Annotated in this window: 21 protein-coding genes and 1 tRNA gene; 19 read left to right on the forward strand and 3 right to left on the reverse strand. The window is 58.3% G+C overall.

Annotated features, from left to right (window positions below):
* Positions 1 to 67 precede the first annotated feature (67 nt).
* Complete coding sequence (locus tag ACR42D_RS11120) at positions 68 to 1738, forward strand: YcaO-like family protein (RefSeq protein WP_484566873.1); 1671 nt, start codon at positions 68 to 70, stop codon at positions 1736 to 1738.
* Here the strand turns inward: ACR42D_RS11120 and ACR42D_RS11125 are convergent.
* The gene (locus tag ACR42D_RS11125) at positions 1722 to 3017 is read right to left on the reverse strand and encodes an APC family permease (RefSeq protein WP_484566874.1); all 1296 of its coding nucleotides are present in this window, start codon (positions 3015 to 3017) and stop codon (positions 1722 to 1724) included. The genes ACR42D_RS11120 and ACR42D_RS11125 overlap by 17 nt on opposite strands.
* A gap of 229 nt (positions 3018 to 3246) precedes the next feature.
* Here ACR42D_RS11125 and ACR42D_RS11130 point away from each other — a divergent pair.
* Both ACR42D_RS11130 and ACR42D_RS11135 read left to right on the forward strand, forming a co-directional pair.
* Positions 3247 to 3333 (forward strand) — tRNA-Leu (locus ACR42D_RS11130).
* A 77-nt stretch (positions 3334 to 3410) separates the two neighbouring features.
* On the forward strand, positions 3411 to 4259 hold the full coding sequence (locus tag ACR42D_RS11135) for an FRG domain-containing protein (RefSeq protein ID WP_484566875.1): 849 nt from the start codon (positions 3411 to 3413) through the stop codon (positions 4257 to 4259).
* Between the two features lie 76 nt (positions 4260 to 4335).
* On the opposite strand, the gene ACR42D_RS11140 is transcribed toward ACR42D_RS11135, so the two are convergent.
* Positions 4336 to 5397: a TOBE domain-containing protein gene (locus ACR42D_RS11140; protein WP_484566876.1), complete on the reverse strand. Its 1062-nt coding sequence runs from the start codon at positions 5395 to 5397 to the stop codon at positions 4336 to 4338.
* Between the two features lie 159 nt (positions 5398 to 5556).
* Between ACR42D_RS11140 and modA the strand changes: the two genes are divergently transcribed.
* The 16 genes from modA to ACR42D_RS11220 all read left to right on the forward strand — a co-directional run bounded on the left by modA (position 5557) and on the right by ACR42D_RS11220 (position 22621).
* Positions 5557 to 6291: a molybdate ABC transporter substrate-binding protein gene (modA, locus tag ACR42D_RS11145; RefSeq protein ID WP_484566877.1), complete on the forward strand. Its 735-nt coding sequence runs from the start codon at positions 5557 to 5559 to the stop codon at positions 6289 to 6291.
* A gap of 3 nt (positions 6292 to 6294) precedes the next feature.
* A complete protein-coding gene (locus ACR42D_RS11150) occupies positions 6295 to 6963 on the forward strand; it encodes a molybdate ABC transporter permease subunit (RefSeq protein ID WP_484566878.1) in 669 nt (222 codons plus the stop codon).
* A gap of 8 nt (positions 6964 to 6971) precedes the next feature.
* Positions 6972 to 7697: a Rossmann-like domain-containing protein gene (locus ACR42D_RS11155; protein WP_484566879.1), complete on the forward strand. Its 726-nt coding sequence runs from the start codon at positions 6972 to 6974 to the stop codon at positions 7695 to 7697.
* Positions 7698 to 7921: 224 nt separating this feature from the next.
* A complete protein-coding gene (locus tag ACR42D_RS11160; protein ID WP_484566880.1) occupies positions 7922 to 9733 on the forward strand; it encodes an ABC transporter ATP-binding protein in 1812 nt (603 codons plus the stop codon).
* 138 nt (positions 9734 to 9871) lie between these two features.
* Positions 9872 to 11311 (forward strand): glycosyltransferase, encoded by a 1440-nt coding sequence (locus tag ACR42D_RS11165; RefSeq protein ID WP_484566881.1) that lies wholly within the window; start codon positions 9872 to 9874, stop codon positions 11309 to 11311.
* 20 nt (positions 11312 to 11331) lie between these two features.
* Positions 11332 to 12447, forward strand: a complete 1116-nt coding sequence (locus ACR42D_RS11170) for an FkbM family methyltransferase (RefSeq protein WP_484566882.1) — start codon at positions 11332 to 11334, stop codon at positions 12445 to 12447.
* Positions 12448 to 12876: 429 nt separating this feature from the next.
* Positions 12877 to 13719, forward strand: a complete 843-nt coding sequence (locus tag ACR42D_RS11175; RefSeq protein WP_484566883.1) for an FkbM family methyltransferase — start codon at positions 12877 to 12879, stop codon at positions 13717 to 13719.
* Positions 13720 to 13740: 21 nt separating this feature from the next.
* Positions 13741 to 14478 (forward strand): cephalosporin hydroxylase family protein, encoded by a 738-nt coding sequence (locus ACR42D_RS11180; protein WP_484566884.1) that lies wholly within the window; start codon positions 13741 to 13743, stop codon positions 14476 to 14478.
* Between the two features lie 38 nt (positions 14479 to 14516).
* Entirely contained in the window at positions 14517 to 15530 is a 1014-nt protein-coding gene (locus ACR42D_RS11185; protein ID WP_484566885.1) for a radical SAM/SPASM domain-containing protein, read from the forward strand.
* 381 nt (positions 15531 to 15911) lie between these two features.
* The gene (locus ACR42D_RS11190) at positions 15912 to 17498 is read left to right on the forward strand and encodes a radical SAM protein (RefSeq protein ID WP_484566886.1); all 1587 of its coding nucleotides are present in this window, start codon (positions 15912 to 15914) and stop codon (positions 17496 to 17498) included.
* Between the two features lie 32 nt (positions 17499 to 17530).
* Positions 17531 to 18601 (forward strand): TIGR00180 family glycosyltransferase, encoded by a 1071-nt coding sequence (locus tag ACR42D_RS11195; RefSeq protein ID WP_484566887.1) that lies wholly within the window; start codon positions 17531 to 17533, stop codon positions 18599 to 18601.
* The gene (locus ACR42D_RS11200) at positions 18598 to 19452 is read left to right on the forward strand and encodes an NAD-dependent epimerase/dehydratase family protein (protein WP_484566888.1); all 855 of its coding nucleotides are present in this window, start codon (positions 18598 to 18600) and stop codon (positions 19450 to 19452) included. The genes ACR42D_RS11195 and ACR42D_RS11200 overlap by 4 nt, the downstream gene beginning before the upstream one ends.
* A gap of 49 nt (positions 19453 to 19501) precedes the next feature.
* The gene (gene rfbF / locus ACR42D_RS11205) at positions 19502 to 20281 is read left to right on the forward strand and encodes a glucose-1-phosphate cytidylyltransferase (protein WP_484566889.1); all 780 of its coding nucleotides are present in this window, start codon (positions 19502 to 19504) and stop codon (positions 20279 to 20281) included.
* A 12-nt stretch (positions 20282 to 20293) separates the two neighbouring features.
* A complete protein-coding gene (gene rfbG, locus ACR42D_RS11210) occupies positions 20294 to 21352 on the forward strand; it encodes a CDP-glucose 4,6-dehydratase (protein ID WP_484566890.1) in 1059 nt (352 codons plus the stop codon).
* Positions 21349 to 21903 (forward strand): dTDP-4-dehydrorhamnose 3,5-epimerase, encoded by a 555-nt coding sequence (gene rfbC / locus ACR42D_RS11215; protein WP_484566891.1) that lies wholly within the window; start codon positions 21349 to 21351, stop codon positions 21901 to 21903. Before rfbG ends, rfbC begins: the two co-directional genes overlap by 4 nt.
* A 148-nt stretch (positions 21904 to 22051) precedes the next feature.
* Positions 22052 to 22621, forward strand: a complete 570-nt coding sequence (locus tag ACR42D_RS11220) for a DUF922 domain-containing Zn-dependent protease (RefSeq protein ID WP_484568460.1) — start codon at positions 22052 to 22054, stop codon at positions 22619 to 22621.
* A gap of 411 nt (positions 22622 to 23032) precedes the next feature.
* On the opposite strand, the gene ACR42D_RS11225 is transcribed toward ACR42D_RS11220, so the two are convergent.
* Complete coding sequence (locus tag ACR42D_RS11225) at positions 23033 to 25360, reverse strand: FAD-dependent oxidoreductase (protein ID WP_484566892.1); 2328 nt, start codon at positions 25358 to 25360, stop codon at positions 23033 to 23035.
* Positions 25361 to 25385 lie beyond the last annotated feature (25 nt).

The following is a 25385-nucleotide window of genomic DNA, read 5'->3' on the forward strand; positions in this document are numbered from 1 at the left end:
CCCCCCTTTTACGGGGTTATGGCCGGAAAATGAAGGCGGAATCGAAGAGGGAAACCAAAGGACGACAATGCGCTACAAATTGCAGATGATGGATACGGATTTCGGGGTGGGCATGTTCGCCGCCCTGCCGGACGTGAACCTGAGCCACAACGAGATGATGGACCACCTCCGCGCGCACCCCATGGACGACCACATGCACGAGTTCGTGCTCCAGGGATTCAAGGAGTTCCGCCCGCGCAAGCTGGAGAAGATGATCACCGAGGCCATGCGCGACCAAGGCAAGTCCGACCCCGTGGGCACTGCGGTCATGTACGAGGCGTGCATCTGCCACCAGCGGCTGAACCGGCTCCTGCCCCTGTTCGACGGCCTTGATCCCGAGGACCTCCTGGACTTCACCCCGGCCATCCACATCCGCTCGCACCTGCTTGCGGACCAGCCCCTGCACCATGAGTGGACACGCATCTTCGGCCGCAACATCTTTGCCATGGCCCCCCTGCCCGCACCGGCGGACGCGCCCGAACCGCTCTTCGGCGACGGGGAGCTGGCCGCACCCGAGCCGGTCGGCGCAGCAAGCGTGCGTGCCGAGCTCGACGGCGAACTGCCCCCGCCCCTGCCCCGCAGGCCCCTCAGGGAGACCATAGACACCGCCCTGCCCGTCCTGGACAAGGCCGACGCCTTCATGGGCCCGGCCATGGAGCACAAGGCTTCGCTGTCGCCCTGCGCCCGGCTGCGCCACTGGTCCGTGAAGACGCGCACGGTCAACGGGAACCTGTCCAACTCCCTGCAGGGGTTGCAGACCTGCTACGGCCGTGGGCTGACCATGGAACGGGCCGAGGCATCCTACGCCATGGAGCTGGCCGAGCGCTTTTCGTCCTACGCCAGCTTCGGCCCCAAGGGCGTGCTCGGCTACGCGCGCGAGTACCCGCTGACCTTTGCGGCATACGACGAACTGGACGTCCCGGCGGTGAACCCGGCGGACATCCGTCTCGAAGTCCCCTACGCGGGCCAGAAGCTCAACTGGCTGGAGGGCCATACCCCGGACGGCCGGGCGATCCTGGTCCCGGCCCAGTTCGTGTTCCTGTTCTGCAACCTGGACGAACCGTCCCTGTTCAGCGCGCTGGGCTCCACGGGCCTGGCCTCGGGCAACACCCTGTTCGAGGCCAAGGCGGCCGCCCTGACCGAGGTTATCGAGCGGGACTCGGACGCGACGCAGCTTTTCACCCTTGATAAATGCTTCCGCGTGGAGAGCAGTGATCCCGAGATCGCCGGGCTGCTCGAAAAATACCGCGAGGACGGCATCGACGTCTGGTTCATGGACATGACCACCGAGTTGGGCGTGCCGTGCTATAAGTCCGTGGTGCTCGGCAGGCACGGCGACGTGAACAAGGGCGGCGGCTGTTCCCTGAGCGGCCCGTCCGCGCTGATCTCGGCCATGACCGAGACGGCCTATCCCTACCCCGGCCCCAAGAGCGGCCCGGCCCCGGAAGGGTTGCCGGTGCGCAGGCTCGAGGATCTGCCCGACCTGTCCACGGGCAGCGCCGAGGGCGACGTGATGGTGCTGGAAAGAACGCTTGAGGCCAACGGCTACCGGCCCGCCTACGTGGACCTGACCCGTCGGGACCTGAACATTCCGGTGGTCCGGGCCATGGTCCCGGGCCTGGAGCTGATCTCAGACTTCGACCAGTATTCGCGGGTCAGCCCGAGGCTGTACCGGAACTACCTCAAAGCGTGCGCGTAACCCTGGCCTGGCGGCGGCGCTTGCGCGGCCCCTTGGTGCCGATGGTCCGGTAGGCCACCTCCAGGACGCCCGCCCCGCCGAAGAGCGCGGCCAGCACCCAGGCCGTGGCCGGGTTGTCGCTCACGCTCTGCCAGACCATGGCGACAAAGGCCGCCGCGCAGGTCAGCACGCCCAGGGCCGACAGGACGCGCCCCGCGCCCCAATCCGCCTCATCCTTGAAATTGGCCGCGTTGACCACGGCGAATACGGATAAAAATCCTGCGCTGCCCAGGGTGGAGATGGCCGAGAGATCGGCCACGTTGGCCAGGATCAGGGCGAGCACGGCGGTGACCACCAGCCCCTCGGCGGGCGCGCCCCACATCTGCCGCTCCAGCTGGACGGGCAACTCCCCTTCCTTGGCGATGGTGTAGCACAGCCGCGAGGAACCATAGAGCGTGGCGTTGATGGCCGAAAAGGTGGACAGGAGCGCGGCCACGGCGATGAGCGTGAACCCGGCCTGGCCCAGAAACGGCTTGGCCGCCTCGGCCAGGGCGTAGTCGCGGGCGTCGGCGATGGCGGCAAGCGGCAGGTTGCCCACCACCACGACCGCGATGGCCACGTAGAGCAGGACCACGAACCCGACCGAGATGTAGAAGGCCAGCGGCAGGTTGCGCTCGGGCTTGCGGATGTCCGCCCCGGTGTTGGCGATGAGCTCGAACCCCTCGTAGGCCACGAAGATGATCATGCCCCCGGCCACCAGCGGGAGCAGCGGCACCCAGGTGTCCGTGGCCAGCCGCGCGGGCTCCACGCCCTTGAATCCCACGGCCAGGAAAAAGAGCAGAATGGCGATCTTGACGACCACAACATAGGTCTCGGCCTTGCCCACCACCTTGGCGCTGGCCAGGTTGAGCACGGCGGGCGCAATGATGGCCAGGGAGATGAGCCCGTGGAGCGTGAACCAGCCGCCTCCCGAAAAGAAGACCGCGCCGTAGGAACCGAAGGCGTGGGCGTACAGGGCGAGCATGACCACGTAGGAAAACCACAGCAGCACGTTGAGCGCGCCCACGTGCATGGAGTTGCCGAAAATCCGGTCCAGAAAGACCACGGTCCCGCCCGGCCCGGCGTAGCGCACGGACAGCCGCGCATAGGACGCGGCGGTGATCAGCGCCACCACCCCGGCCACGGCAAAGGCCACGGGCGTACCGCCCCCGGCCAGCTGCACGCTCAGCCCCAACACGGCGAAGATGCCGCCCCCGACCATGCCGCCCACCCCGATGGAGACGGCTCCCCACAAACCCATTTTATTATCGTTCAACGCCATGATTCGCCTTGTTCGCGGATTGAAGCCGAAACCCCGGCCCGCTATCAGCCGGGTATCCCGCCCGCCGAAACCCGACGGGTGCCGAAAAGATTAGCCCAATCCACGGGAAGAATAAAGCGAGCCGCATTTTTGCACATCCCGTCCCACCGCCAACCGGCCAAAACCATTGACTCCCCGCCGGATTGCACGATACTGAAACACACCCCAAGCCCGGGTGGCGGAACTGGTAGACGCAAGGGACTTAAAATCCCTCGGACATTTGTCTGTGTGGGTTCGATTCCCACCTCGGGTACCATTTTTTAAGCAAGTTGCCGAGTTGCAGCTTGCTTTTTTTTATAAAAATTTCATACGGTGCCGCAAACGGAGGGGGAAATGAGAAGTCAAAATCTAGCATTAAGCGGCAATCTCATCGCAATGGATAAAATCAGCCATTGGGATGCGGAAAATGAGATTTTCAACATAGAGACTCCATTCGCACTCTGCCAAATGGCGGGATATGCAAAATATAAATTATCAAAAGACGGGCCGGTGTTATTCAGAGGCCAAGGATCAAATTATGATCAAATGCGGCCTACGCTCTTCAGAAATGTCGATACTTCCAGTGGATGCACTGCAAGAGTAAAACAATCAAGAGATTTTATAAAATCCGAAGAATGCATATCCTCGTTTCTCAGAGGAACACCAAAAGAAGCATTCGAACCACTCCTTCAACATTATGGATTGGCAACACCATGGATCGACCTTGTTGACAATATTTGGAGCGCCCTGTGGTTCGCCACGCATTCTGCCAGCAGTATAAAAGAGGGCAGATATACGCACTATGAAAAGTCAAAAAAAGAATATTGTTATATTTACATGATGCAGTTTGGGACTAAGGACAAAATAATCACCAATGGCATCCACACAACCAACAAGAGAATGCTGCTCGCGGACTTACGAGTTGCCGCTCCGTCAAACTATTTAAGGCCTCACTCTCAGCACGGACTCCTGGCCATGCGAGGCAACCTAACGGAAGGGACCGGACCGGACTATAGTGATTGCGTTGTTCTGGTAATGAGGATTGCAACGCAGAACGCGCTCAACTGGTTGGGAGACTCTCTATTGACGAAGGGCTCATTTATGTTTCCGCCTCCGATGCACGATCCCGGCTACCAAGTTTTTCTGGACAACCCGTTCACACCGCCCGCAGTGATGGGCAATATATCCATCATAAGCGCATAACCCATTCCAGGTGAGGGAAATCGGCTCGCGGCCTTGCGGCGCGAGCCGATTGCTTTTTCCGGAGGTTATCGTCCTTCTACAACTGCACCGTATTCAACACCACGGACATGGCCTTGAACCAGAACTCGACCTGGTCGCCGGGTTTGAGGGCCAGGTCCTGGGCGCTGTGGGCGGAGATGAGGGCGCAGACGTCGGTGCCGTCCGGGAGGCGGCCCAGGACTTCGGCCAGGACCGGGGTTTCGGTGACCCGGAGGATTTCGGCCTCCAGCCGGTTGCGGGCGCTGCCGGAGATGCGTTCGGCCCGGCGCAGGACGTTCACCAGCGGGGCCTTGACCGTGGCCACCACCGGGCTGCCCACCTGGATCTTGAGGTTGCGCAGGGAGTCCATGGTGATGACCGCACTGATCTTTATGTTCGAGCGGGTCTCCAGGACCACCTGGGCCATGACCGGGTCCGTGTCCACGCGGATGACATGTCCCAAAAAGGAGTTTCGAGCCGAGGTGCGCTTGCGCATGGCCTCATAGGCGGTGCGCACGATGGACTGCACGTCGCCCGGCGAAAACTGCTGGAAGTTGGCGGTCAGGTCCAGGGACGACTGGCCCAGGACCTCCTTGACTATGGTGATGGGCACCCCGCTGCGGAGCATCTCCACGGCCCGGGTGTTGCGCAGGGACTTGGGACAGACCAGCTCCTTGGCCAGGCCGCACTCCTTGCCGCGCTCGTAGCAGATGCGCCGGAAATAACCGGGGTCCACCTGGAAGAGCTCACCGCGCAGGCCGTAGCCCATGGGGCTTTCCAGGAAGGCGGCCAGCTCGGAGTAGAACTCCTCGGGCAGCGGGACCTCGCGGGTGCGGTCCTCCCGGCCCAGGCGCACGAACGGGCCCTCCCCGTCGAACGCATCGGTGTCGTCCAGAGAGAGGATTTCGCCCAGCCGCGCCCCGGTGTGGCGGACAAGCTGAAAAAGCAGCCACAGACGGGTCCGGGCCCGGACGCTGTCCACGCGTCTGGCCGAATCCCTCCACGCGCGGAAGGCCTCTTCCAGGGCGCACATCTGTGACGGCTCAAGGTAGCTCACCTGATCCGAGACGCTGAAAAACTCCCGGGGACACATCTTGCCCGAAGGCTTGTTCTCTTGCATGAACGGCTCACCTGACGGGTTATCACGTTTTTATCCATTCGCGTGACTTGGTTGCGACATAAGAGCACAGAACATAGGGGATTTAATGACGGGACACAACCCGTTCGAAAAGCGCACACTTATCCGCGCCCCGGCGCAGAGACAAAAGGAGATTCCCCAATGCGTTTCATGCGAATCTGCACTCTCATGCTCAGTCTGATCCTCGCCCTCCCCGTGAGCGCCTGGGCCGACGGCGACGTGGTCCTGGCCGCCGGCGCCGGATACAAAAAGATGGTCAACGCCCTGAACGCCGCCTACCAGAAAAAGACCGGCCAGACCCTGGACCTGATCTACGGGAACATGGGCCGCGTGACTACCCTGGCCAAGGAGAGCGGCAAGGTGGACATCGTCCTGGGCGACCAGCAGTTCCTGCTCAAGCGCGCGGCCCTGGCCGTTACCGAAAAGACCGAGCTGGGCCGGGGCAAGCTGGTCCTGGCATTCGCCAAGGGATCCCAATTCTCCAAAGTGGCCGACCTGGACAACCCCGAAGCCGGACGCATCGCCATGCCGGACTCGAGCAAGGCCATCTACGGCAAGGCGGCCCGCGAATACCTGACCACGACCGGCAGGCTGCCGGGCATCAAACCCCGGCTGGTGGAAGTGGCCACCGTGCCCCAGGTCTTCTCCTACCTGGCCACCGGCGAGGTGGACATGGGCTTCATCAACCTGACCCACGCCCTGAACGTCAAGGACAAGCTGGGCGGTTACGAGGTCCTGGACGACAAGGACTACTCGCCCATCAGCATCATCGCGGCTGTGCTCGAGAGTTCCGCCAACAAGGACAAGGCGCAGTCGTTCATCGACTTCGTCAAGACCGACGAGGCCCAGGTCATCGTCAGGGCCAACGGCCTGTAGCACATGGACTTTGTCGGCATCCTGATCCAGCCGGAGACCATAAACCCACTCCGACTCACCCTGAAGGCGTTGGCCGTGTCCGGCGTTCTACACCTGATCGGCGGCGTGCTCATCGCCTACTACCTGACCTCGGGCAAGGGACCGGTGCGCTCGGCGGTGGATTTCTTCGTCACCCTGCCACTGGTCTTTCCGCCCATCGCCACCGGATTCATCCTGCTCATGCTCCTGGGCAGGGCCGGATGGCTCGGCAGGTTCGCGCCCCTGGACATCGTCTTCAACTTCCCCGGAGTCGTCCTGGCCTCATTCGTGTCCGGCCTGCCGCTCATGGTCAAACCGGTGGAGGCGGCGCTCAAGGGCGACGTCCGGCGGCTGGGGGAGATATCCCAGGTTCTGGGCAAGAGCGACTGGCAGACCTTCTGGCTGGTCCTGCTGCCCAACATCAGACGCAACGTGACCGCCGGCTGGTTCCTGGCCCTGGGCCGCTCCCTGGGCGAGGTCGGGGTAACCCTCATGCTCGGCGGCAACATCATCGGCAAGACCAACACCCTGTCACTGGAAATCTACAACGCGGTCTTCAGCGGCGAATTCGACCGGGCCATGGTCCTGGCAGTGATCATCGGCCTGTTCTCGCTGACCATCTTCATCGCGCTGAAAAAACTGTCCGCTGTCTAGGAGAGGCAATGAAAACCGTTTTTGAATCCGTATGCGAACGAGCCCTCGACCTCTGGACCAACGAGGGGCTTCTGGACGAGACCATCACCGTGACCGCCGCGCCCCTGAGCGTGAAGGAGGCCATAGGCACGCCCGAAGGCGACGACTTCCCCATCCAGAAGGGCAAGGAAAAGCTGATGGAGGCCAATTTCCACGGCGCGCGCGGCCAGGCCTTCACCGACCACTACGGCAACTACTCCGGCACCCTGCGCCAGATCGCCGCGCTGCCGCGCGACGACAACTACCACCGGGCCGTGTTCATCTCCACCATGAACGCCGTGAGCCGCTCCCTGGGCCAGACCGGCAACACGGTCCATTGCCGCGACACCGGACCCGCCGAATGCGCCAAGGGCGTGTTCCGCTACATAGACGATTATTACGGCAAGGGACGCGTGACCATCATCGGTTTCCAGCCCGCCCTGGCCCAGGCCGTGAGCAATGAAACCGATGTCCGCCTGGTGGACCTGGACCCGGATAACATCGGCCAGACCCGGCGGGGCGTGCTTGTGGAGGGCGGCGAGGCCACGGCCGACGCCATCGACTGGGCCGACCTGCTGCTGGTCACCGGCACCACCCTGGCCAACGCGTCCATCGATCTTTTTCTCACCGGCAAACCAGTGCTGTTCTACGGCACGACCATAGCCGGAGCGGCCAGCCTTATGGGTTGGAACCGCTACTGTCCGCAGAGCAGCTAGGGGGCCTCCTCCATCCCCCCCCGGCTGCGGGGAAAGGGTTCTCGCTTGCCGCGCGAGAGCCCTTTCCCAAGCGGCGGACCATCCGAAGGGCCTGCCAAACAACCCGGCCCACGCCCTCCCCTTTCCAGCACGCCAACATTACCCTTTACTCATCGCGCCCAACACCTTATTTGAGGGGGGCATCAGAGAACATCAATCCCCATGCGGGATGACGGGAGTTTTTTTTGGCTCGCAAAACCAGTCTGCACAGTTTTTCCAACCGCTATCTTCTCAAGCGTTCCATCAGCTACTTCGGGGCGTACAAGGGACGGGTGGCCCTGGCCGTGGTTTCCATGGTCCTTTTGAGCCCCATCTCTCCAGCCCTGGCCTGGATCGGCAAGTATGTTATGGACGACGTCCTGATCGCCAAGGACATGAACATGCTCAAGCTGTGCATCCTTCTTTTTATCGGATTATGGCTCTTGAGAGGGCTGCTCATGGTCGGCCAGGCATACACCATGCAAGCCACCGGCATGCTGGTTCTGCGCGATCTCCGAAACGAGATGTTCAAGAAAATCATCCGGCTGCCCATGCCCTATTTCGCAGAAAGCGAAATAGGCATGCTCATGAGCCGCATTGGAGCGGACGTCACTTCCGTTCGCGTCTGCCTGCCCAGCGTGCTTATGTTCATCCGGCAGATTTTTACTTTGATCGCCCTCATAGGCACGACCATCTACCTAGACCCCTACTTGTCTTTATGGGCGTTGCTGGTCATGCCCGCCGCCATCTATCCATTTATCTACTTCGGGAAAAAAATCCGCAAATATGGTCGCAAGACCCAGGCCGAACTGTCCGGGGTCAGCGTGGTCCTGCAGGAAAGCTTTTCCGGCATCAAGGTCATCAAGGCCTTTGCCAATGAGATACGGGAAGACTTTAAATTCACCAAAGAGAACAGCAGCCTAACCCGTCTCCTCGTGCGGAAAATACTCTACAACGAAGGGTCTTCGCGAGTTATGGACCTCGTCGGCTCCATTGCCGGAGCCTCGGTTTTGTGGTTCGGCGGCATGCGCGTCATCAACGGGGACATGACCCCCGGCGACCTGACGGCCTTCTCCTTGTGCGTGCTCCAGCTCTATGAACCGATAAAAAAACTGAACAACGCCAACAACGAAATCCAGGGAGGCCTGGCCGGCGCGGAGCGCGTCTTCGACATCCTCGACTCGCCCTCCATCCAGGTAGAGGATGAAGGCAAGATCGAATTCGACGGCAATCTGCGCAGGCTCGAATTCCGATCTGTCCGTTTCACCTACCCCGACTGCCAGGCTCCCGCCGTAAACGGAGTCGATCTGATCGTCGAAGCCGGACAACGCGTTGCCATCGTCGGGCCCAGTGGATCGGGCAAAACCACCCTGGTCAACCTGATACCCCGCTTCTACCAGGCCCAGGAAGGAGTCGTGGAACTGAACGGCGTCCCGCTCGAGGACTACACCCTGGCAAGTCTGCGCACGCACCTGGGCCTAGTCTCACAGGACACCTTCCTGTTCAACGTGTCCATAGCCGAGAACATCGCCTATGCCCATGACGACTACGACATGAACGACGTGCAGCGCGCCGCAGACGCGGCCTTTGCTCATGAATTCATCATCGAAATGCCCCATGGCTACGACACCGTAGTCGGCGAGGGCGGGGTCAAAATTTCCGGCGGTCAGAAGCAGCGGCTGACCATCGCCCGGGCGATCATGAAGAACCCGGCCCTGCTCATCCTGGACGAGGCCACCAGCGCGCTGGACACCGAATCCGAACGGGTGGTCCAGAAAGCCCTGGACAACCTCATGCAAGGCCGCACATCCATCGTCATCGCCCACCGCCTCTCGACCATCCTGACCGCCGACGTTATTGTGGTCATGCAATGCGGCAAGATTATCGCCCAAGGAAAGCACGCGGAACTGCTGGAAACCTGCCCCCTGTACAAGAAGCTGTACCAGATGCAGTTCGACGATTCGCAGGTGGACAGTACGATCTGCCCACAAGAACAAACGGATCATGCAAGGTCTTAAACAGAAGCTGCCCCCTAAGGCATCCGTGTAGCACACCTTGGTAGTACCATGACTAAAATACTCCACATAACCCCTCACCTCGGCGGCGGAGTCGGCCAAGTCGTCACCAACATAGCTCGCAGGTCAGACGCGACAGGCATGTTCGAGCACGAAATTCTTTGCCTCGACCGCCTGAGCGAGTACTCCCGAGACCTGTGCAGAGAAAAGGAGATTTCGGCGCACTCGGAGGTCCCCTACGACATCATCGCGGACAAGATGAATGATGCGGACATCGTCCAGTTGGAATGGTGGAATCACCCGCTCATCCACTTATTTCTGCACAGCGTGCCGTTTCCGAAAACCCGACTTTTGATTTTCTCCCATATTTCCGGGTTCAGCCCTCCTGCCGTCTTCACTCGCGATATTATCGAGCTGGCCGATGTCTTTTGTCTATCCACCCCATATTCGGAAGAACACCCGCTGATACAGACAGTGAATCGGGACAAAATCCGGACTATATTCATTGCGGGCGGAACCGTGGACCGGGTCGCGAGAGTCAGCCCCAAGGCACACCACGGTTTCAATGTGGGATACATTGGCACGCTTGATTTCTGTAAAATGCACCCCGATTTCATTTCCATGAGCGCGGGGGCGGATATCCCAGACATCCATTTCATTCTCTGCGGCGATGGCGACTCCCAACAACAACTTTTGGAAGAAGTGGCTGAGCGAAATGTGGCCTCCCGTTTTTCCTTTAACGGATTCGTCAAGGACATCGGTTCTGTTTTTGAAACCATGGATGTGTTCGGCTACCCGCTCAACCCTCGCCATTACGGCACTGGGGAACAGGCGCTGCTGGAGGCCATGGGCGCCGGGGTGACGCCGGTGGTCTTTGCCAACGGGTGCGAACGCTCCATCGTGCACCACGAGGAAACAGGTCTCATCGTCGAGTCCCCCAAGGAATACACGCGAGCCATCGAATATCTTTACAACAACCCCGACGTCCGGTTCAGGCTGGGGGCCAATGCCAGGCAGTACGCCCTGAAACATTTCACCCTCGCATCCACGGTGAGCAAGCTGCACGCCGTCTACGACGAGTTGATGGGACAGCCCAAGCATGAACGGAAAGCTCCCCTGTGTTCGGTGGCCCTGGGCGAGGCTGAACCGACGGGGCATGAACTGTTCCTGAGTTCCCAGGGCGACTCGGCCGGTGATTTCGCGGTCAGCGCCCATAGCCACGACGACGCGGCCCTCATGGTCGCCGACATGGCCATTGCTCGCAGTACGCCCGAGATGACCACCCCCACCAAGGGCAGCGTCATCCACTATGCCCGCACCTTCCCCGGCGACCCTGTTCTCGATTATTGGCGCGGACTCATCGCCCAAGGCAAGGGAGACCATGAGGACGCGGTCCGATTCTTCACCCAGTCCTGCGAGACTGGCCGCGACGATTGGCGCGTACACTGGTTCATGGCTCTGAGTCTCCGGGAGATGGGCAAGGGCGACGACGCCCGACTCCGGGTCCAACGGGTCCTGGAGTACAGGCCCAGCTTCGGCCCGGCCCGGCAAGCCCTTTCGGAACTCTCGCCGCAGCCGTGAGACGGTAAAGAGAATACGCCATGCAGTCATCCAGGATTATTGAGAAGATTCTCGCCACTCCCCTTCCCGAGCCGCCTCCTCTACGCCCCGTCTCCGCCGCCGGAGTAATTCTCTACGGCGCCGGGAAAATGGGCGAGATGGCCCTGGACTGCATGGAACGCACGGACCTGCATCCCGAATACTTCGTGGATGCCCATGGAGACGGCAGGACCATCCGGGGCATACCCGTCATCCACCCGGACGCCATCCCGGATGCGGACAAGGAATCCCTGACCTTCGTCGTCTGCATCGCCACCATACCCTACGAGCCGATCCGCACCGCCCTGCTTGAACGAGGGTGCCGCGACGTCAGACATTTCTATGATTACAGCGAGATCACCTTCCCTGAGATCATGCCCAACGGCTGGCTCGTCGACTCTCCCGACCAGGAACTGCTGACCCGGGTCCATGAGGCGCTGGCCCATGACGCCCTGTCGGCGGCGCATTTTGAGCAGTTTCTCTGGTGGCGGGTGGCCAGGCGCGAGGTCATCGCCCCCCATCACCCGGTCTTGACGGGCAGGAAATATTTCGGCGCGCCGTGCGTCCCTGCCCCCAAAGACAAGGAGTTTCTGGTAGACTGCGGCGTGCACGAGGGGCAATCCATCCGGGGGTTCCTCGACTATGCGGGCCAGGCCTTCGGCGGCGTGCTCGGCTTCGAGCCGGACCCCGGCATGTGCCAAATCGCCAGAGCCAAGTTCGACCACCCGGACATCACCATCCTGGACAAGGCTGTCTTCGCCCGATCCGGGACAATGGCCTTTCGCAGCAACATGGATTTTGCCTCCACCCTGGCCGACAACGGTGACCTGCATGTAGCCACCGCATGCCTGGACGACATGCCGGAAGTACCGGCCACCTTCCTCAAGCTGCATGTGGAGGGCGCGGAGCTCTCCGTGCTCAAGGGCAGTCGAGAATTTATCCAGCAACACCGGCCGGTGGTCATGGTCCTTGCCGACCACAACAGCGACGGCTTGCAGGGCATTCCCGAATTCCTGCTCGAACTGGAAAGGTACACGTTGTATTTCTACCTACACGACTACTGCGGGAATTCCGGAGTGTACTATGCGGTGCCGGAAGAACGGAAAACATACCGATGAAGGTTGCGACGAGGCTGGATGTAAATGGGAAGAGATACGCCCCGGTTTTTTCTAGGCTTATCAAGAATGATTTGACTAAGCGTGCCATGCCGGGCAAACTTTTTGCCTTCTGTTTTTATCAGGACAATCGAACAAACGTTGTGCGGCAACCGATGGGCACCGACCAAACCTATGGACTCTGAAATGACTAATAGATACTCCTCGCAATCAATAGACGCTCAGGTCGACACTCTGCGGCCTCTCGTCGATCAAATCGAACAGGCAGTATCGGACGGTGTCGTCATATATGGAGCCGGATTCATAGGGGAATGGTGCTGCTCTTATTTGCGGGACTCCGGCGTCCCAGTTCTGTATGGCCTAGACGGCAACGCTAATCTCCATGGCACGCAGATGGCGGGGGTGGACATATTCACCCCGACGAGACCGTTGATGGACGACGCTCCCGTCATTTTCATCACCGCTCGCCACGCAGTTCAACCAATCAAGAACGTTATCGGCAATCACCCACGAACGATCGCCTTTGATGCCTATTTCGTTGTGAAGAATTACGAACGGCTGAGTTCGGTTCGCGACCGCTTGGCGGACCCGCAGAGCGTTGAGGTCTTCAACGCCCTTCTTCAAGCGCTGCTCACCGGCTCCAATGAGCCGTGTCTCCACACCATGGAGAAGGACACCTACTTTGCCTTGCCCCAATTCAGCGGTTCCTTTGACGAAATCTTCGTCGACGCCGGGGCGTTCGTCGGGGATTCTGTGGAACGGTTCATCTGGGAAAATCTCGGGACCTTCAAACACATATACGCATTCGAACCAGGCAAACGGCAATTCCAGGCGATGGAAATCCGGATGGAACGCCTGACCCGGGAATGGGCTCTTAATCCGGAGACGATCACCCTTGTGCAGGCAGGCTTGGGCGGATCCAACCGCAAGGTAGCTGCTCCTTCGCATGCCCTGTTGATTCAAAGCTGCCTGGCAGATGCGGGTGAAGCCTCAAATGACGAGGAAAGCGTTCCCATCTATTCCCTTGACGACTTTCTCAAAGATCGTCCGGTGACACTCATCAAGTCGGACATAGAGGGAATGGAATTGGAACTGCTGGAAGGGGCCACGCATACGATCCAACAATATCGTCCGAAAATGGCCTTATCGATCTATCACTATCCGACCGACCTCTTCACCATCATAGAGCGGGTTCATTCGATTGTACCGGATTACCGCTTTTCCATGAGACTCCATGCCCCCATGTTGGTCGATTATATGTTGTATTGTTACTAGATCAATAAATAGAGGTACAGTATGAACGAGTTAAAGGAATTTTCGAAATCCGTTAAGAATAATATCCAGAAACTGGGTGAATCGAAGAAATGCAAGGAATTGTCCCAGCAGTGGCTGTCGGCGACCCTTGAATACAACTACTGCCACAACTTCCTGTGGATGGGAGTTCCTATCATCCAGGCGCCACAAGACATCGTTGCGATGCAGGAACTGATCTGGGAGGTTAAACCGGATCTGATCATAGAGACAGGCGTTGCCCGGGGAGGCTCCGTGGTGTTTTACGCCTCCATGATGGAGATGATGGGCATCGACGGCCATGTCCTCGGAATCGACATTGACATCCGGGACCACAACTACGGCGTGATTGTCCGCCACCCCATGTACCGCCGTATCACTCTGATCGAAGGCAGCTCGATTGCCGAACCGGTCACCAACAAGGTCAGGGAGTTCGCCCAGGGAAAAGAGAGGATCATGGTGGTGCTGGATTCGAACCACACGCATGACCACGTCCTCAGCGAACTGAACGCCTATGCCGACCTGGTTTCCGTGGGCAGCTATTGCGTGGTCTTTGATTCTGGAATCGAGGACTTGCCGAACAACCCCACCTGCAACGACCGCCCCTGGGGCAAGGGCAACAATCCCAAGACTGCGGTTCATGAGTACCTCAAAACCACCGACTCTTTTGAGGTCGCGAAGGAAATTGAGAACAAGCTTCTGATCACCGCCTGCTCCGACGGCTACCTCAGAAGAATCAAGTAACCAGACGAAGCAAACTCAACACACCTGGACACAGCATTATGGTAGTACTGGAAACGCGCATAAGTCAGAAAGATCGTACCCCCCTACAAAATGTCATCCCTCTTGAGACACCTTTTGTCCTTTTTCTCGATCCGTCCAGTTCTTGTAATTTCCGATGCAACTTTTGCCCGACAGGCAATGCAAAGCTCCTCAAGGACGCACGCAGAAAGAACACATTGTTGGACCTCGGGACGTTCAAGAAGATCATTGATGACCTTCAAGACTTCTCTAACCCGATAAAGGTGTTGAGGTTGTACAAGGATGGAGAGCCGTTCCTGAATCCCAATCTGGCTGAAATGGTTGCATACGCCAGACAAAGCGAAAAAATCTTATCCATCGACACAACGACCAATGGGTCATTGTTGACCCCGCAAAAGGCGATTCCTGTCGTCGAAGCGGGTATCGACCAGATCAACATTTCCCTGGACGGAATGAGCGACGAACAGTTCAAGAACTTTACCCACACAAAAGTCGATTTCAAGAAATTCCGCGAGAACCTGTCGGTGCTCTACGATAACCGGGGTGACTGCAAAATTCTTATCAAGACGGTGAAGGAAATACTCACGCCGGAACAGGAGAAGATGTTCTTCGATTATTTCGGACCAATCTCCGACAAAATTTACGTTGAACACGTGGCTCCCTGCTGGCCCGAGTTCGACGTGACCGAAAAGGTCGACGCCTCGCTTGAGACGGGTATTTACGGCCAGCCACTCGACGCGGTGGATACCTGTCCGTATGTCTTCTATTCGCTGTCGATCAATGCCGACGGCTTAGCCAGCATCTGCTTCCTGGACTGGAAGCAGGAGTACATCATTGGAGATGCCAATACCGAATCGGTCAAAAGCATCTGGAATTCGAAAAAGATGAATTCCTACCGAGTACAGTTCCTCAAGGGGGAAAGAAAGGATATGCCCTTTTGCAAGGATTGCATGCAACTGGCTTACGGCATGGCCGACAACATCGATCCCTACAGGGAAGAGCTTCTTCTCAAGGTTCAGCAATCATTGGATTAGGCATCCTTTCTCAAGGATTTCACAATCGGCTTGTGTAGTTCAATCGCCGTATAATGAATAGACGGATACAGGTAGAGCGTTGTCTCCCCGCGCGAAACGATTACGCCCGAGCGCATGGTGAACAGTTCCGCTGCGATCATACGGCACCTTCATTTCTGAGCCTCAAAATCGGCATCATAAGTCGACTGTTCTCTATCATCAACAGCAGATATTGTTTGTAAAATGACGGGCTTCTTGAGAAATTATTGTAGCTTTTACTTTTCATGTTTCACCCAAATGAAGTTCCGGCAAACGATTGATCCGGTGGTTTTAAAGGGGCTGTAGCCAAGCCTACAGAGCGGCCCTAAACCGAGCCATACAAGCAGCAACAGGACTACAGGAATGAAAAACGCGCTCAAGAAAATCCTTTTTGTCATACCGAGCTATAGCAATGAGGAAATCGACAAGCACACTAACACCGTGACTATTCCGTTCGGGGTCCTCTCCATCGCCTCATACCTCATGCACAATGTCGAAGGCGTGGAGTGCCAGGTCTTAGACATGAACACTGTTTCGGACTACAGCCGGACCAACGAAATCCTTTTGGAGAGCCTGAAGGACTTCTCCCCCGACATGGTGGGACTGTCCCTCATGTACAACTCCTGCCTCTCCTACGTAGCCTCGTTCTGTGATGTCATCCACTCCTTCGACAAGGATATCCTCATCACCGCGGGGGGGATCATGGCGACCAACCTGCCGGGTGACGTTTTTTCCACCAGCCCGCTGGTGGCCGCAATATGCCACGCCGAAGGCGAACTCCCCTTCGAAGCGCTGCTGACGAGCAACGATATGGTCCAAACGCTCAAGGAACATCCTTCCTGGATCACCCCTGAGGGATACCGAGCGGGCAAGAAGACCGCCCCGACCTTTGTCCGCGACCTGGATGATATCCCGCCGATCGAATACTCACTCGTTGATCTGACCCTCTACGGGTCCAGGATCAAGGAGAAAGACGGCGAGCAAAAACTCACGCTCCCCATCCACTCCACCCGAGGCTGTCCCTTCAACTGCGTCTTCTGCTGCTCCGGAGCCAACCACGGCAAGAAAATCCGGAAGATGTCGGCCCCTCGGTTTTTATCCGATGTCCAAGCGATGATTGAAAAGTACGGCATCAACAAACTGTCCATCGATGACGATCAATTCCTGTTTGACCGTCAACGAAGCATCGATATCCTCGAGGGACTGGCAAAGCTCGATATCGAAGTGGAAATGGCCAACGGCCTGTCCATCAAATTTATTGACGACCGCATCGCCAAATTGCTCAAAGAGGCGGGCTGCAAAATTGCGGTCATCGCCGTTGAGTCCGGATCTCCGAGAGTCCTTAAACACATCATGCGCAAGCCTTTGAAAATTGAGCAGATCAAGCCTGCCGTCGAAGCCCTGAAGAAACAGGGGTTGGCGGTACACACCTTTTTCGTCATCGGCCTGCCCGGAGAAACGGACGAAGACAGGATGCTCACTAGGCAACTCATTCTTGATTCCAAGTTCGATTGGAGCCTCATTTCCATTGCTACGCCGTTCAAAGGAAGCGATCTCTATGACATGTGCGAAAAAGAGGGTTACCTGCTTTCCAAGGATTTCACGGCGTACAATGTGTACAGCGGCCAGATCAACGCACCGGGCGTGGATGCCAGGACTATCGGCAAGACGGCGTACCTGATGAACCTGGATGTCAATTTCGTAAACAACAACAATTACCGAGAAGGCAATTACGAGGTGGCCCGAAGCTACCTACAGACGATTGTCGAACGCTATCCGTTCCATGCCTTTGCCCATTATTATCTGGCCAAGACATTGGAGAAATTGCCTCACCAGTCTCCAGAGACAATAAACATGCACTATGCGGAATTCAACAAACGCATCGCCACCGATGCTGAGTGGAAGGAGTACGCGGACCATTTCGGACTGACCACAGTGGAAACACAGTAACACCCTACTCATGCTTTACCGATTACAAAACCATGAGCAATCCTTACGATAAAATCACCATAGTCATCCCGACGTACCGCCGCCATCATCTCCTTGGCAGGCTGTTGCCTTATATTGCCGAAATTGGTTTCCAGGCCCTGGTCGTTGATTGTTCGGACACCCCTTATCAGGACTGCCAGGCGCATCCTACCATCGAGTACATCCACACGACCGAGGAAGACGGGGTATCCAGACTAAAGAAATACGCCCTCGACCGCATCAAGACCCCTTACATACTCCTGAATGCCGACGATATGTTTCCATCCCGAAGCTTTATCCTTAATGCAGTCGAAACCCTGGAGGCGATTCCGGGGAGTTCAGCTGTGATCGGAGATTGTCTCGGATATAAAGATGGCAGAATCCGTTTCCAACACTGCGAGGGCCATCACCACTATCCGACGGACTGTGATCGCCCGTCGGCGAGGTTGCTGCAACATTTCGCCCGGCATTGCCCCCTCACCTATTCCGTCATGCGGACAGATTGCTGGATCGAGACGCTCATGCGCGTCCCCAGGACGATCACGAACTACAATTTCCAAGAATTTTACGTATGCATGATCATTCTCATTTACGGAAAAGTGACCCGTATCCCGGGGGTTGCCCATATTGTAGACGACATTCCCTCCACTAACATCTCTTCAAAAAAACACCGTGGATCGACCAAGGACATGCGCTCTGACCCCATGTACTATCCTCAGTTGAACGCGCTAAAAGAGACTGTACAGACCTTCCTGAGCGAAAGGGAGCAGCTTCCGCCGGCAATAGCCATGCGCTATGTCGAAGCTGCCTTGGACATGTATTTTGCCCGGATTCTGCCGTCCAGAGAGTACTACTGGCTTCGAAACAAGCCGCCCAAAACCTTCAGAGATCGCTTGCAGCGGGAATGGGCGAACCTCATGGGCAAGCTGTTCCCCAAAGAACGAAGGGAGTCCGAACGGATTTCCCGTATGGCACGGGTTGCACGCGAGGATGCGGCGGCTGCCCAGAGTATTGTCGGACGGGAAGATGAATGCAGCCGTATAAGCGATATCCTTTCAGGCAAAGCCTCTCAGCCAAAAACATGAAGATACTAGTGACCGGAGCAACCGGCTTTATTGGCAACCACATTGTCAAAGCGCTGATCAGACGTAACTTAGACATCGTTGCGACCGGTCGGGACAACGATAAACTTGCCAGCGCCGAATGGGCTGCTGATGTTGAAACCGTACCGCTCGATATCACAGCCCCTCCGAAGGACCTTTTTAATAAACTCGGCTCTCCCACCCATTGCATCCATCTGGCTTGGGGAAGCCTTTCGAATTTTAAATCAGACGATCACGCAACTCTCCACCTGCCCGCGAACTTGGCTTTTTTGTCCCAGCTCATTGACGGCGGATTGAAGAATTTGCTGGTTTCTGGCACCTGTTTTGAATATGGCCTCCAAGAAGGGGAATTGACCGAACGGACGCCAGCGAAACCTCATGTAGCCTATGGTATAGCCAAAAACGCCCTCAGGGAAGAACTGGAAGCGCGCAGCAGGTCCTTCGCTTGCCGGCTTCAGTGGGCGCGACTGTTTTATCTCTATGGGCCAGGTCAAAATCAGCGCACCCTCTTTGCGCAACTCCAGAAGGCCATTGACGGGAAACGGGACTCCTTTGACATGTCCGGCGGCGAGCAGGTTCGCGACTACCTCCACGTGACCGAGGTGGCCGATGCGCTGGCCGACATCGCCCTACACCCGACCTTCTGCGGCATTGTCAACGTTTGCTCCGGAAGAAATTCGACGTTGCGCACTTTGGTAGAGGAGTATATTTCAGAACGGAACGTTTCCCTGCGCCTCAATCTGGGGGTCTATCCGTATCCGGACTGGGAACCTTTCCGTTTCTGGGGGGCTCCTGGCGTATTGGCGAGAATAAGGGAAGAGACGAGACAATAGCTCTCCCCCTCACACGGTTTACAAGAATTTAGACATCTAGGAAATTCAGATGGAAGTAGTCATTTTGTGCGGCGGGCTTGGTACTCGCCTTCGGGAAGAGACCGAGTTTCGCCCCAAGCCCATGGTTAACATCGGGGAACGTCCCATTTTATGGCATATCATGAAAGTGTACGCCCATTATGGGCACGACAACTTCATTCTTCCTCTGGGCTACAAGGGTGAAATGATCCGGGATTATTTCGTCAACTACCAGTGGATGAACAACGATGTGACCATCAATCTGGGCAACCCCGAAAGCCTCTGCCGCCACAATGACCACGACGAGTCGGATTGGACGATCACGCTTTGCAACACCGGCCAAAAGACTCTCAAAGGGGGCCGGATCAAGCGTATCCAGAAATACATCAAAGGCGACACGTTCATGTTGACCTACGGAGACGGGGTCGCGGATATCAATATTCCCGAGCTGATCGCCTTTCACAAATCCCACGGCAAAATGGCGACCATATCGGGAGTGAGCCCTTCCCAACAATTCGGCGAAGTCAGTACCGTAGGGGACCGGGTAACATCCTTTGCCGAAAAACCGGCTCACAGCAAACGGGGACGTATCAATGGTGGATTCTTCGTACTCAACCGAGAGGTCTTCGACATCCTCACCGAGGACGAAAATTGCGATTTCGAATACGGCCCCCTTGAAGAGATTACCCGGGCCGGGGAACTGATGCTTTATCAACACGACGGTTTTTGGGCCTGCATGGACACACTCCGGGACACGGAGCACCTGAACAGGCTATGGGACCAAGGCAAGGCAAAATGGAAGGTATGGTAGCGGGAGCCTAAGGTGTTCGATACTTTTTTTGCAGGCAAACGGGTATTCATGACCGGCCATACGGGCTTCAAAGGCAGTTGGCTGACCTTGTGGCTCTCCATGCTCGGGGCACAGGTATTCGGTTACTCCGACCTGCCCCCGTCCAATCCGTTCATGTTCAAGCTCATCAGCCTTGACGACGAATTCACCGGCACGCGCGGCGACATCGCCGATTTGGACCACCTTACCCAAGCCATGAACGCCTGCTCGCCCGATCTGGTCATCCACATGGCCGCCCAACCTCTGGTGCGCCGCTCCTACGTCGAACCGGTGCAAACATTCCGGACCAACGTCCTCGGCACCGTCAACGTCATGGAGGCTGTGCGCAGGACGCCGTCCGTTAAGGCATTGATCAACGTGACCAGCGACAAATGCTACGACAATCAGGAGACCGGTCGCGCTTTCAGGGAAACCGACCCCATGGGCGGATCGGACCCCTATTCGGCCAGCAAGGGGTGCGCCGAACTGGTGGCCCGGTCCTGGCAGTCGTCCTTCATGCAGGATGATGGCCCCATCCTGCTTTCGGTCAGGGCTGGCAACGTCATCGGTGGCGGCGACTTCGCTGAAGACCGGTTGGTGCCCGATATGGCCAGGGCTTTTTCCCGCGGCGACGCCGTGCGCATCCGTTCCCCCAAGGCCGTCAGGCCCTGGCAACTAGTGCTTGAACCTCTTTCCGGTTATCTGGCTCTGGCCGTCAAAGCCCTTAAAGGCGACAGATCCTTTGCCGGCGGCTGGAACTTTGGTCCAGTCAGTGAAGACACCAAAAGCGTGGGGTACGTGGTGGAAGGTTTTGCCCAACGATGGAGAGATGATGCAACAGTCCTTTTGGACTCAGCTCCACAGCCTCACGAGGCCACGCTCCTGCGCCTGGATTGCACCAAGGCCGAAGAGAAGCTGGGCTGGTGTCCCCGGACTGACTTCGACACGACTATGGACTGGACTGTCGAATGGTACAAGGCCTGGGCAGAGGGAACCGCCGACCTCCGCGCCCTGACGGAAGATCAGATACGGCGATTCGAAGCACTGAAATGAAATTCTGCCCACTGCCCCTCAAAGGCGTTTATATGATCGAAGCAGACTGCTTCGAGGATCACCGTGGTCGATTCGCTCGAATCTTTTGCACCTCGGAATTCTCCTCCATAGGACACACCAAGCCCTTAATCCAGGCAAACATCTCCGTCACCAAGAAGACGGGATGCGTGCGCGGCATGCACTTCCAGTATCCCCCTATGGCGGAATGCAAAGTAGTCCGGTGCGTTGAGGGGCGTATCTTCGACGTGATCGTTGACCTGCGGCCAGATTCCCCAACCTTCCTCAACTGGCACGGTGAGGAACTGACATCTGAACGCATGAACGCAATGTATGTGCCGGAAGGGTTCGCCCACGGTTTTCAGGCATTGGAGCCAAACACGCAAATCGTTTACATGATCACGGCCCCCTATTCCCCTGCCGACGAAGGGGGCATCCGCCCGGACGATCCAGCCATCGGTATAAACTGGCCGCTCCCCGTGTCGGACATCTCGGAGAAGGATCGCGGACATCCTCTTATCAATTCGGATTTTAAGGGAATAGCCCTAACCTGACCCGAAGCTCCATCCCAAATACATCCTCAGCTTGATGGTCGCGAAACAGGTACGCCTGTCCAGTTTCTGGTTATGCCCGGCCGTCCTTGCGCGGCGGCGCAGGAATGTTTATCTTTTCTAAATGGATAAATATTCTCATTTTCGCGTGATGCGATTCTTCCTGGCCGCACTCATTTGCATGGTCCTGTTCGTCTCGCCGGCCATGGCCGACGTGGTGCGCACGGTATCCACCGAATACTATATGGTGGACGGGACCAAACCGGCGAACATCGTCATGAACCTCAAGCACAACTCGCCGCTGAACGAGGGGGCCAAGACCTATCAGGCCAACACGCGCACGGACATACGGACCACCTACAACATCGAGCAGCGAGGCGACACCTGCCGGGTCACCAACGTCATCGTCTATCTCCACCTGACCTACCTCTACCCCAAGCTCAAGCACAGCGTGGACTTCGAGACCCGCAAGTGGTGGCGCAAGTTCTACCGCCAGCTCGAAAAGCACGAGCTTATCCACGGCGAGATATCCACCAAGGCGGCCCACAAACTGAGCGACACCCTGGAGAGCCTCAAGCCCGGCGACTGCTATAATTTCAAGAGCACGGTCAAGGTCAAGGCCCGCAAGATCATCGACCAGATGAAAAAGGACCAGGTGGCCTATGACGCACTCACCCAACACGGATTCAAACAACAGAGAAATATGGGGCGCTACCCTTAAGCGGCTTCCGATAGCGGGTCATCTGCTCATTTTTTCCGGCCGGGGCAACCGCAGCGTAGCCGTCTACGTAAGGATTGGCCCGGCCGGAAGAAAATGCACAGCTGACCCACTCTCGAAAGCCTTGTGCCAGCGCGATAAAGAGAGCCGCTGTCCGGTGCTGCGCACCTGAATTGCTCCAAAGAAAAGATAAGGCCTCCGCCTCAGAACTGAGTCGGAGGCCCTTTATTCTGCGCTTCAGCCCCGCGAAGCGGCGACAAGAAGTTTAGGAAAGGATGGGGATGGGGGTCCGGGGGAAGGGGAAGGAAAAGCCCTTTTCAAAGGGTTTTCCTTCCCCTTCCCCCGGCCGCCGGAGGCATAAAAAAGGGGCGACGGTTACACCGTCGCCCCTTTTTTATTTGTGTCGGATGCGCCCTATTCCATGGGGGCCGGGTTTTTCATATCCCAGATGCCGCAGGGGCAGGCGTCGGCGCAAAAGCCGCAGGCGATGCACTTGTCCGGGTCGACCACACGCTCAAAACCGCCGTCGGGCAGCTCATTGCGTTTGATGGCGTTTTGCGGACAGAGCGTGTCGCAGATGTAGCAGTCGCGGCAGGAACCGCAGCTGGAACATTCCGCGCCGCACTGGTTGGCGTCGCTGAACTCGATGACGCGCGGGTCGAAGTACTCCAGCGTCATGCGGGTGTAGTCGATCATGTCGCGGGTATCGCTTTGCGGACGACGGTTGTTGAAGATGTCGTCGATAACCTCGGCGGCGCGGCGGCCGTGGCCGATGGCGTGGGTCAGCAGACCGGGACGGACCGCGTCACCGATGGCGAAGACGCGGGAGTCCGTGGTCTGGTAGTCGTCGTTGACGACCACGTGGCCGCGATCCAGGGCGATGTTCTCGGGCAGGAAGTCCACGTCCGGCTGGTCGCCGATGGACATGATGGCCGTGTCCGCCTCGAGCAGTTCGCCGGATTGCAGCAGGACACCCTTGTCGGTGATCTCCTTGGTGAAGCAGGGCCACTTGAAGCGCGCGCCCACGGCCTCGGCCTCCTTGCGTTCCTTGCCGAAGGAGGCGGGTTCCTGGATGTCGATGAGGGTGATGTCCTCGGCGCCCACGGAGGCGGCCATGGTGGCCACGTCGCAACCCACGTTGCCCGCGCCGATGATGACCACCTTCTTGCCGATCTCGGCCGTACCCGCCTTGGCGTCCTTGAGGAAGGTCAGGGCCGGATAGATGCGCTCGTGGCCGGGCACCGGGATGATGCGCGGCTTCTGGGCGCCGATGGCCAGGACGACGAAGTCGTATTCCGTCAGGAGTTCCTCGAACTCCTTGGCCTTGAGCTGCTGCTGCAGATGCACGTGGGGGATGACCTTGGCGGCGCGCTCGACTTCCTTTTCCACCACTTCCTTGGGAACGCGGCTGTAGGGAATGGCCGAGGAAATCTTGCCGCCCAGGGTCTTGGCCATGTCGTAGACCACGGCCTCGTGGCCCTTCATGCGGATCTGCCAGGCAACAGAGATGCCGGCCGGGCCGCCGCCGATAACGGCCACGCGCTTGCCGGACAGGGTCGGCAGGTCCGGGGCCTTGGACTTGTGCCCTTCCCTGCCGAGCTTGGTGATGTCCACGGCGGCCATGTTCTGCTGGGTGGACCGGGTACAGCCCTCCATGCACAGGTTCGGGCAGAGGTAGCCGCAGACCGTGGCCGGAAACGGCGTATAGGCCAGCGCCAGATCAACGGCCTCGTCCACCAGCCCGTCGCGGACGAGCTGCCAGCGCTTCTGCACGGGCATGCCCGTGGGACAGCTGGCCTGGCACGGGGCCATGTACTTGCGGTTTTCCCACACGGGCACCTTGCGGCGCAGGTCGCCGTGGACCACGAGCGGGATGGGGGAACGGTCCAGATCGGTCAGGTCGCCGATGATGCCGCCCTTGCCCAGCTCCGCGTCCCAGGTGTTGACCCGGAAGTCGTGCATGGCCCGGCGGACCTTGCCCTTCTTCTCGAACGGGGTCTTGGCCCGGATAAGCTGCCACTCCTCGCGGCGGGTCAGCCGTTTGAGCAGGCGCGAGCGTTTGATTTTCTTGAGGAACTCTTCGATATTCCTGGTCAGCCAGGCCCAGGTCTCGTCGTCGATGGGCTCCATGAGCGCATCGGCCTGGGAGAAGCCGTCGATGGGGCCGCGCACGAAGATGCGGCCGCCGACCATGCCCACGCAGGGGCGGTAGCCGAGCACGTTCTTGGAGTTCTGGGCCTCGTGGCCGCAGACCACGGCCGTGCCGCCGGCCATGAACTCGGCGAAGTAATCGCCCACCGAGCCCAGGACCCACAGCTCGGGCGGGTCGAAGCGGGGGTTGGTCTTGGTCATGGTCATGCCGCGCGAGCCGATGTTGCCCGCGATGAAGACCTTGCCCTGGGCCATGGCGTTGCACACGCCGTTGGAGGCGTTGCCGTTGACGATGACCTCCGCGCCCGCGTTGAGCCAGGCCACGTCGTCAGAGGCCGGGCCCATGACCTGGATGGTCGTGCCCGGGAACCCCTTGGAGCCGATGCGCTGGCCCGGAGAGCCGGTGATGGTTACGGAAATGGGCTCTTCCTTGGAAATCCAGAGCCTGCCGCCCAGGCCGTGCTGGCCCATGGCGTCGATCTCCAGTCGGCGCGCGCCCTGCCGGACCGCCGCCTGGATGCGTTCCTCCAGGATGCGGGATTCCACGCGGACACCGTTCTCGTGTCCGTCTATGCGTATTTTCTTTGCCATTGTGTACTCCGATATATCCTGAAGC

Origin of the sequence: Pseudodesulfovibrio sp. lm2024, assembly GCF_051175575.1 — a bacterium.
Taxonomy (GTDB): domain Bacteria; phylum Desulfobacterota; class Desulfovibrionia; order Desulfovibrionales; family Desulfovibrionaceae; genus Pseudodesulfovibrio; species Pseudodesulfovibrio caledoniensis.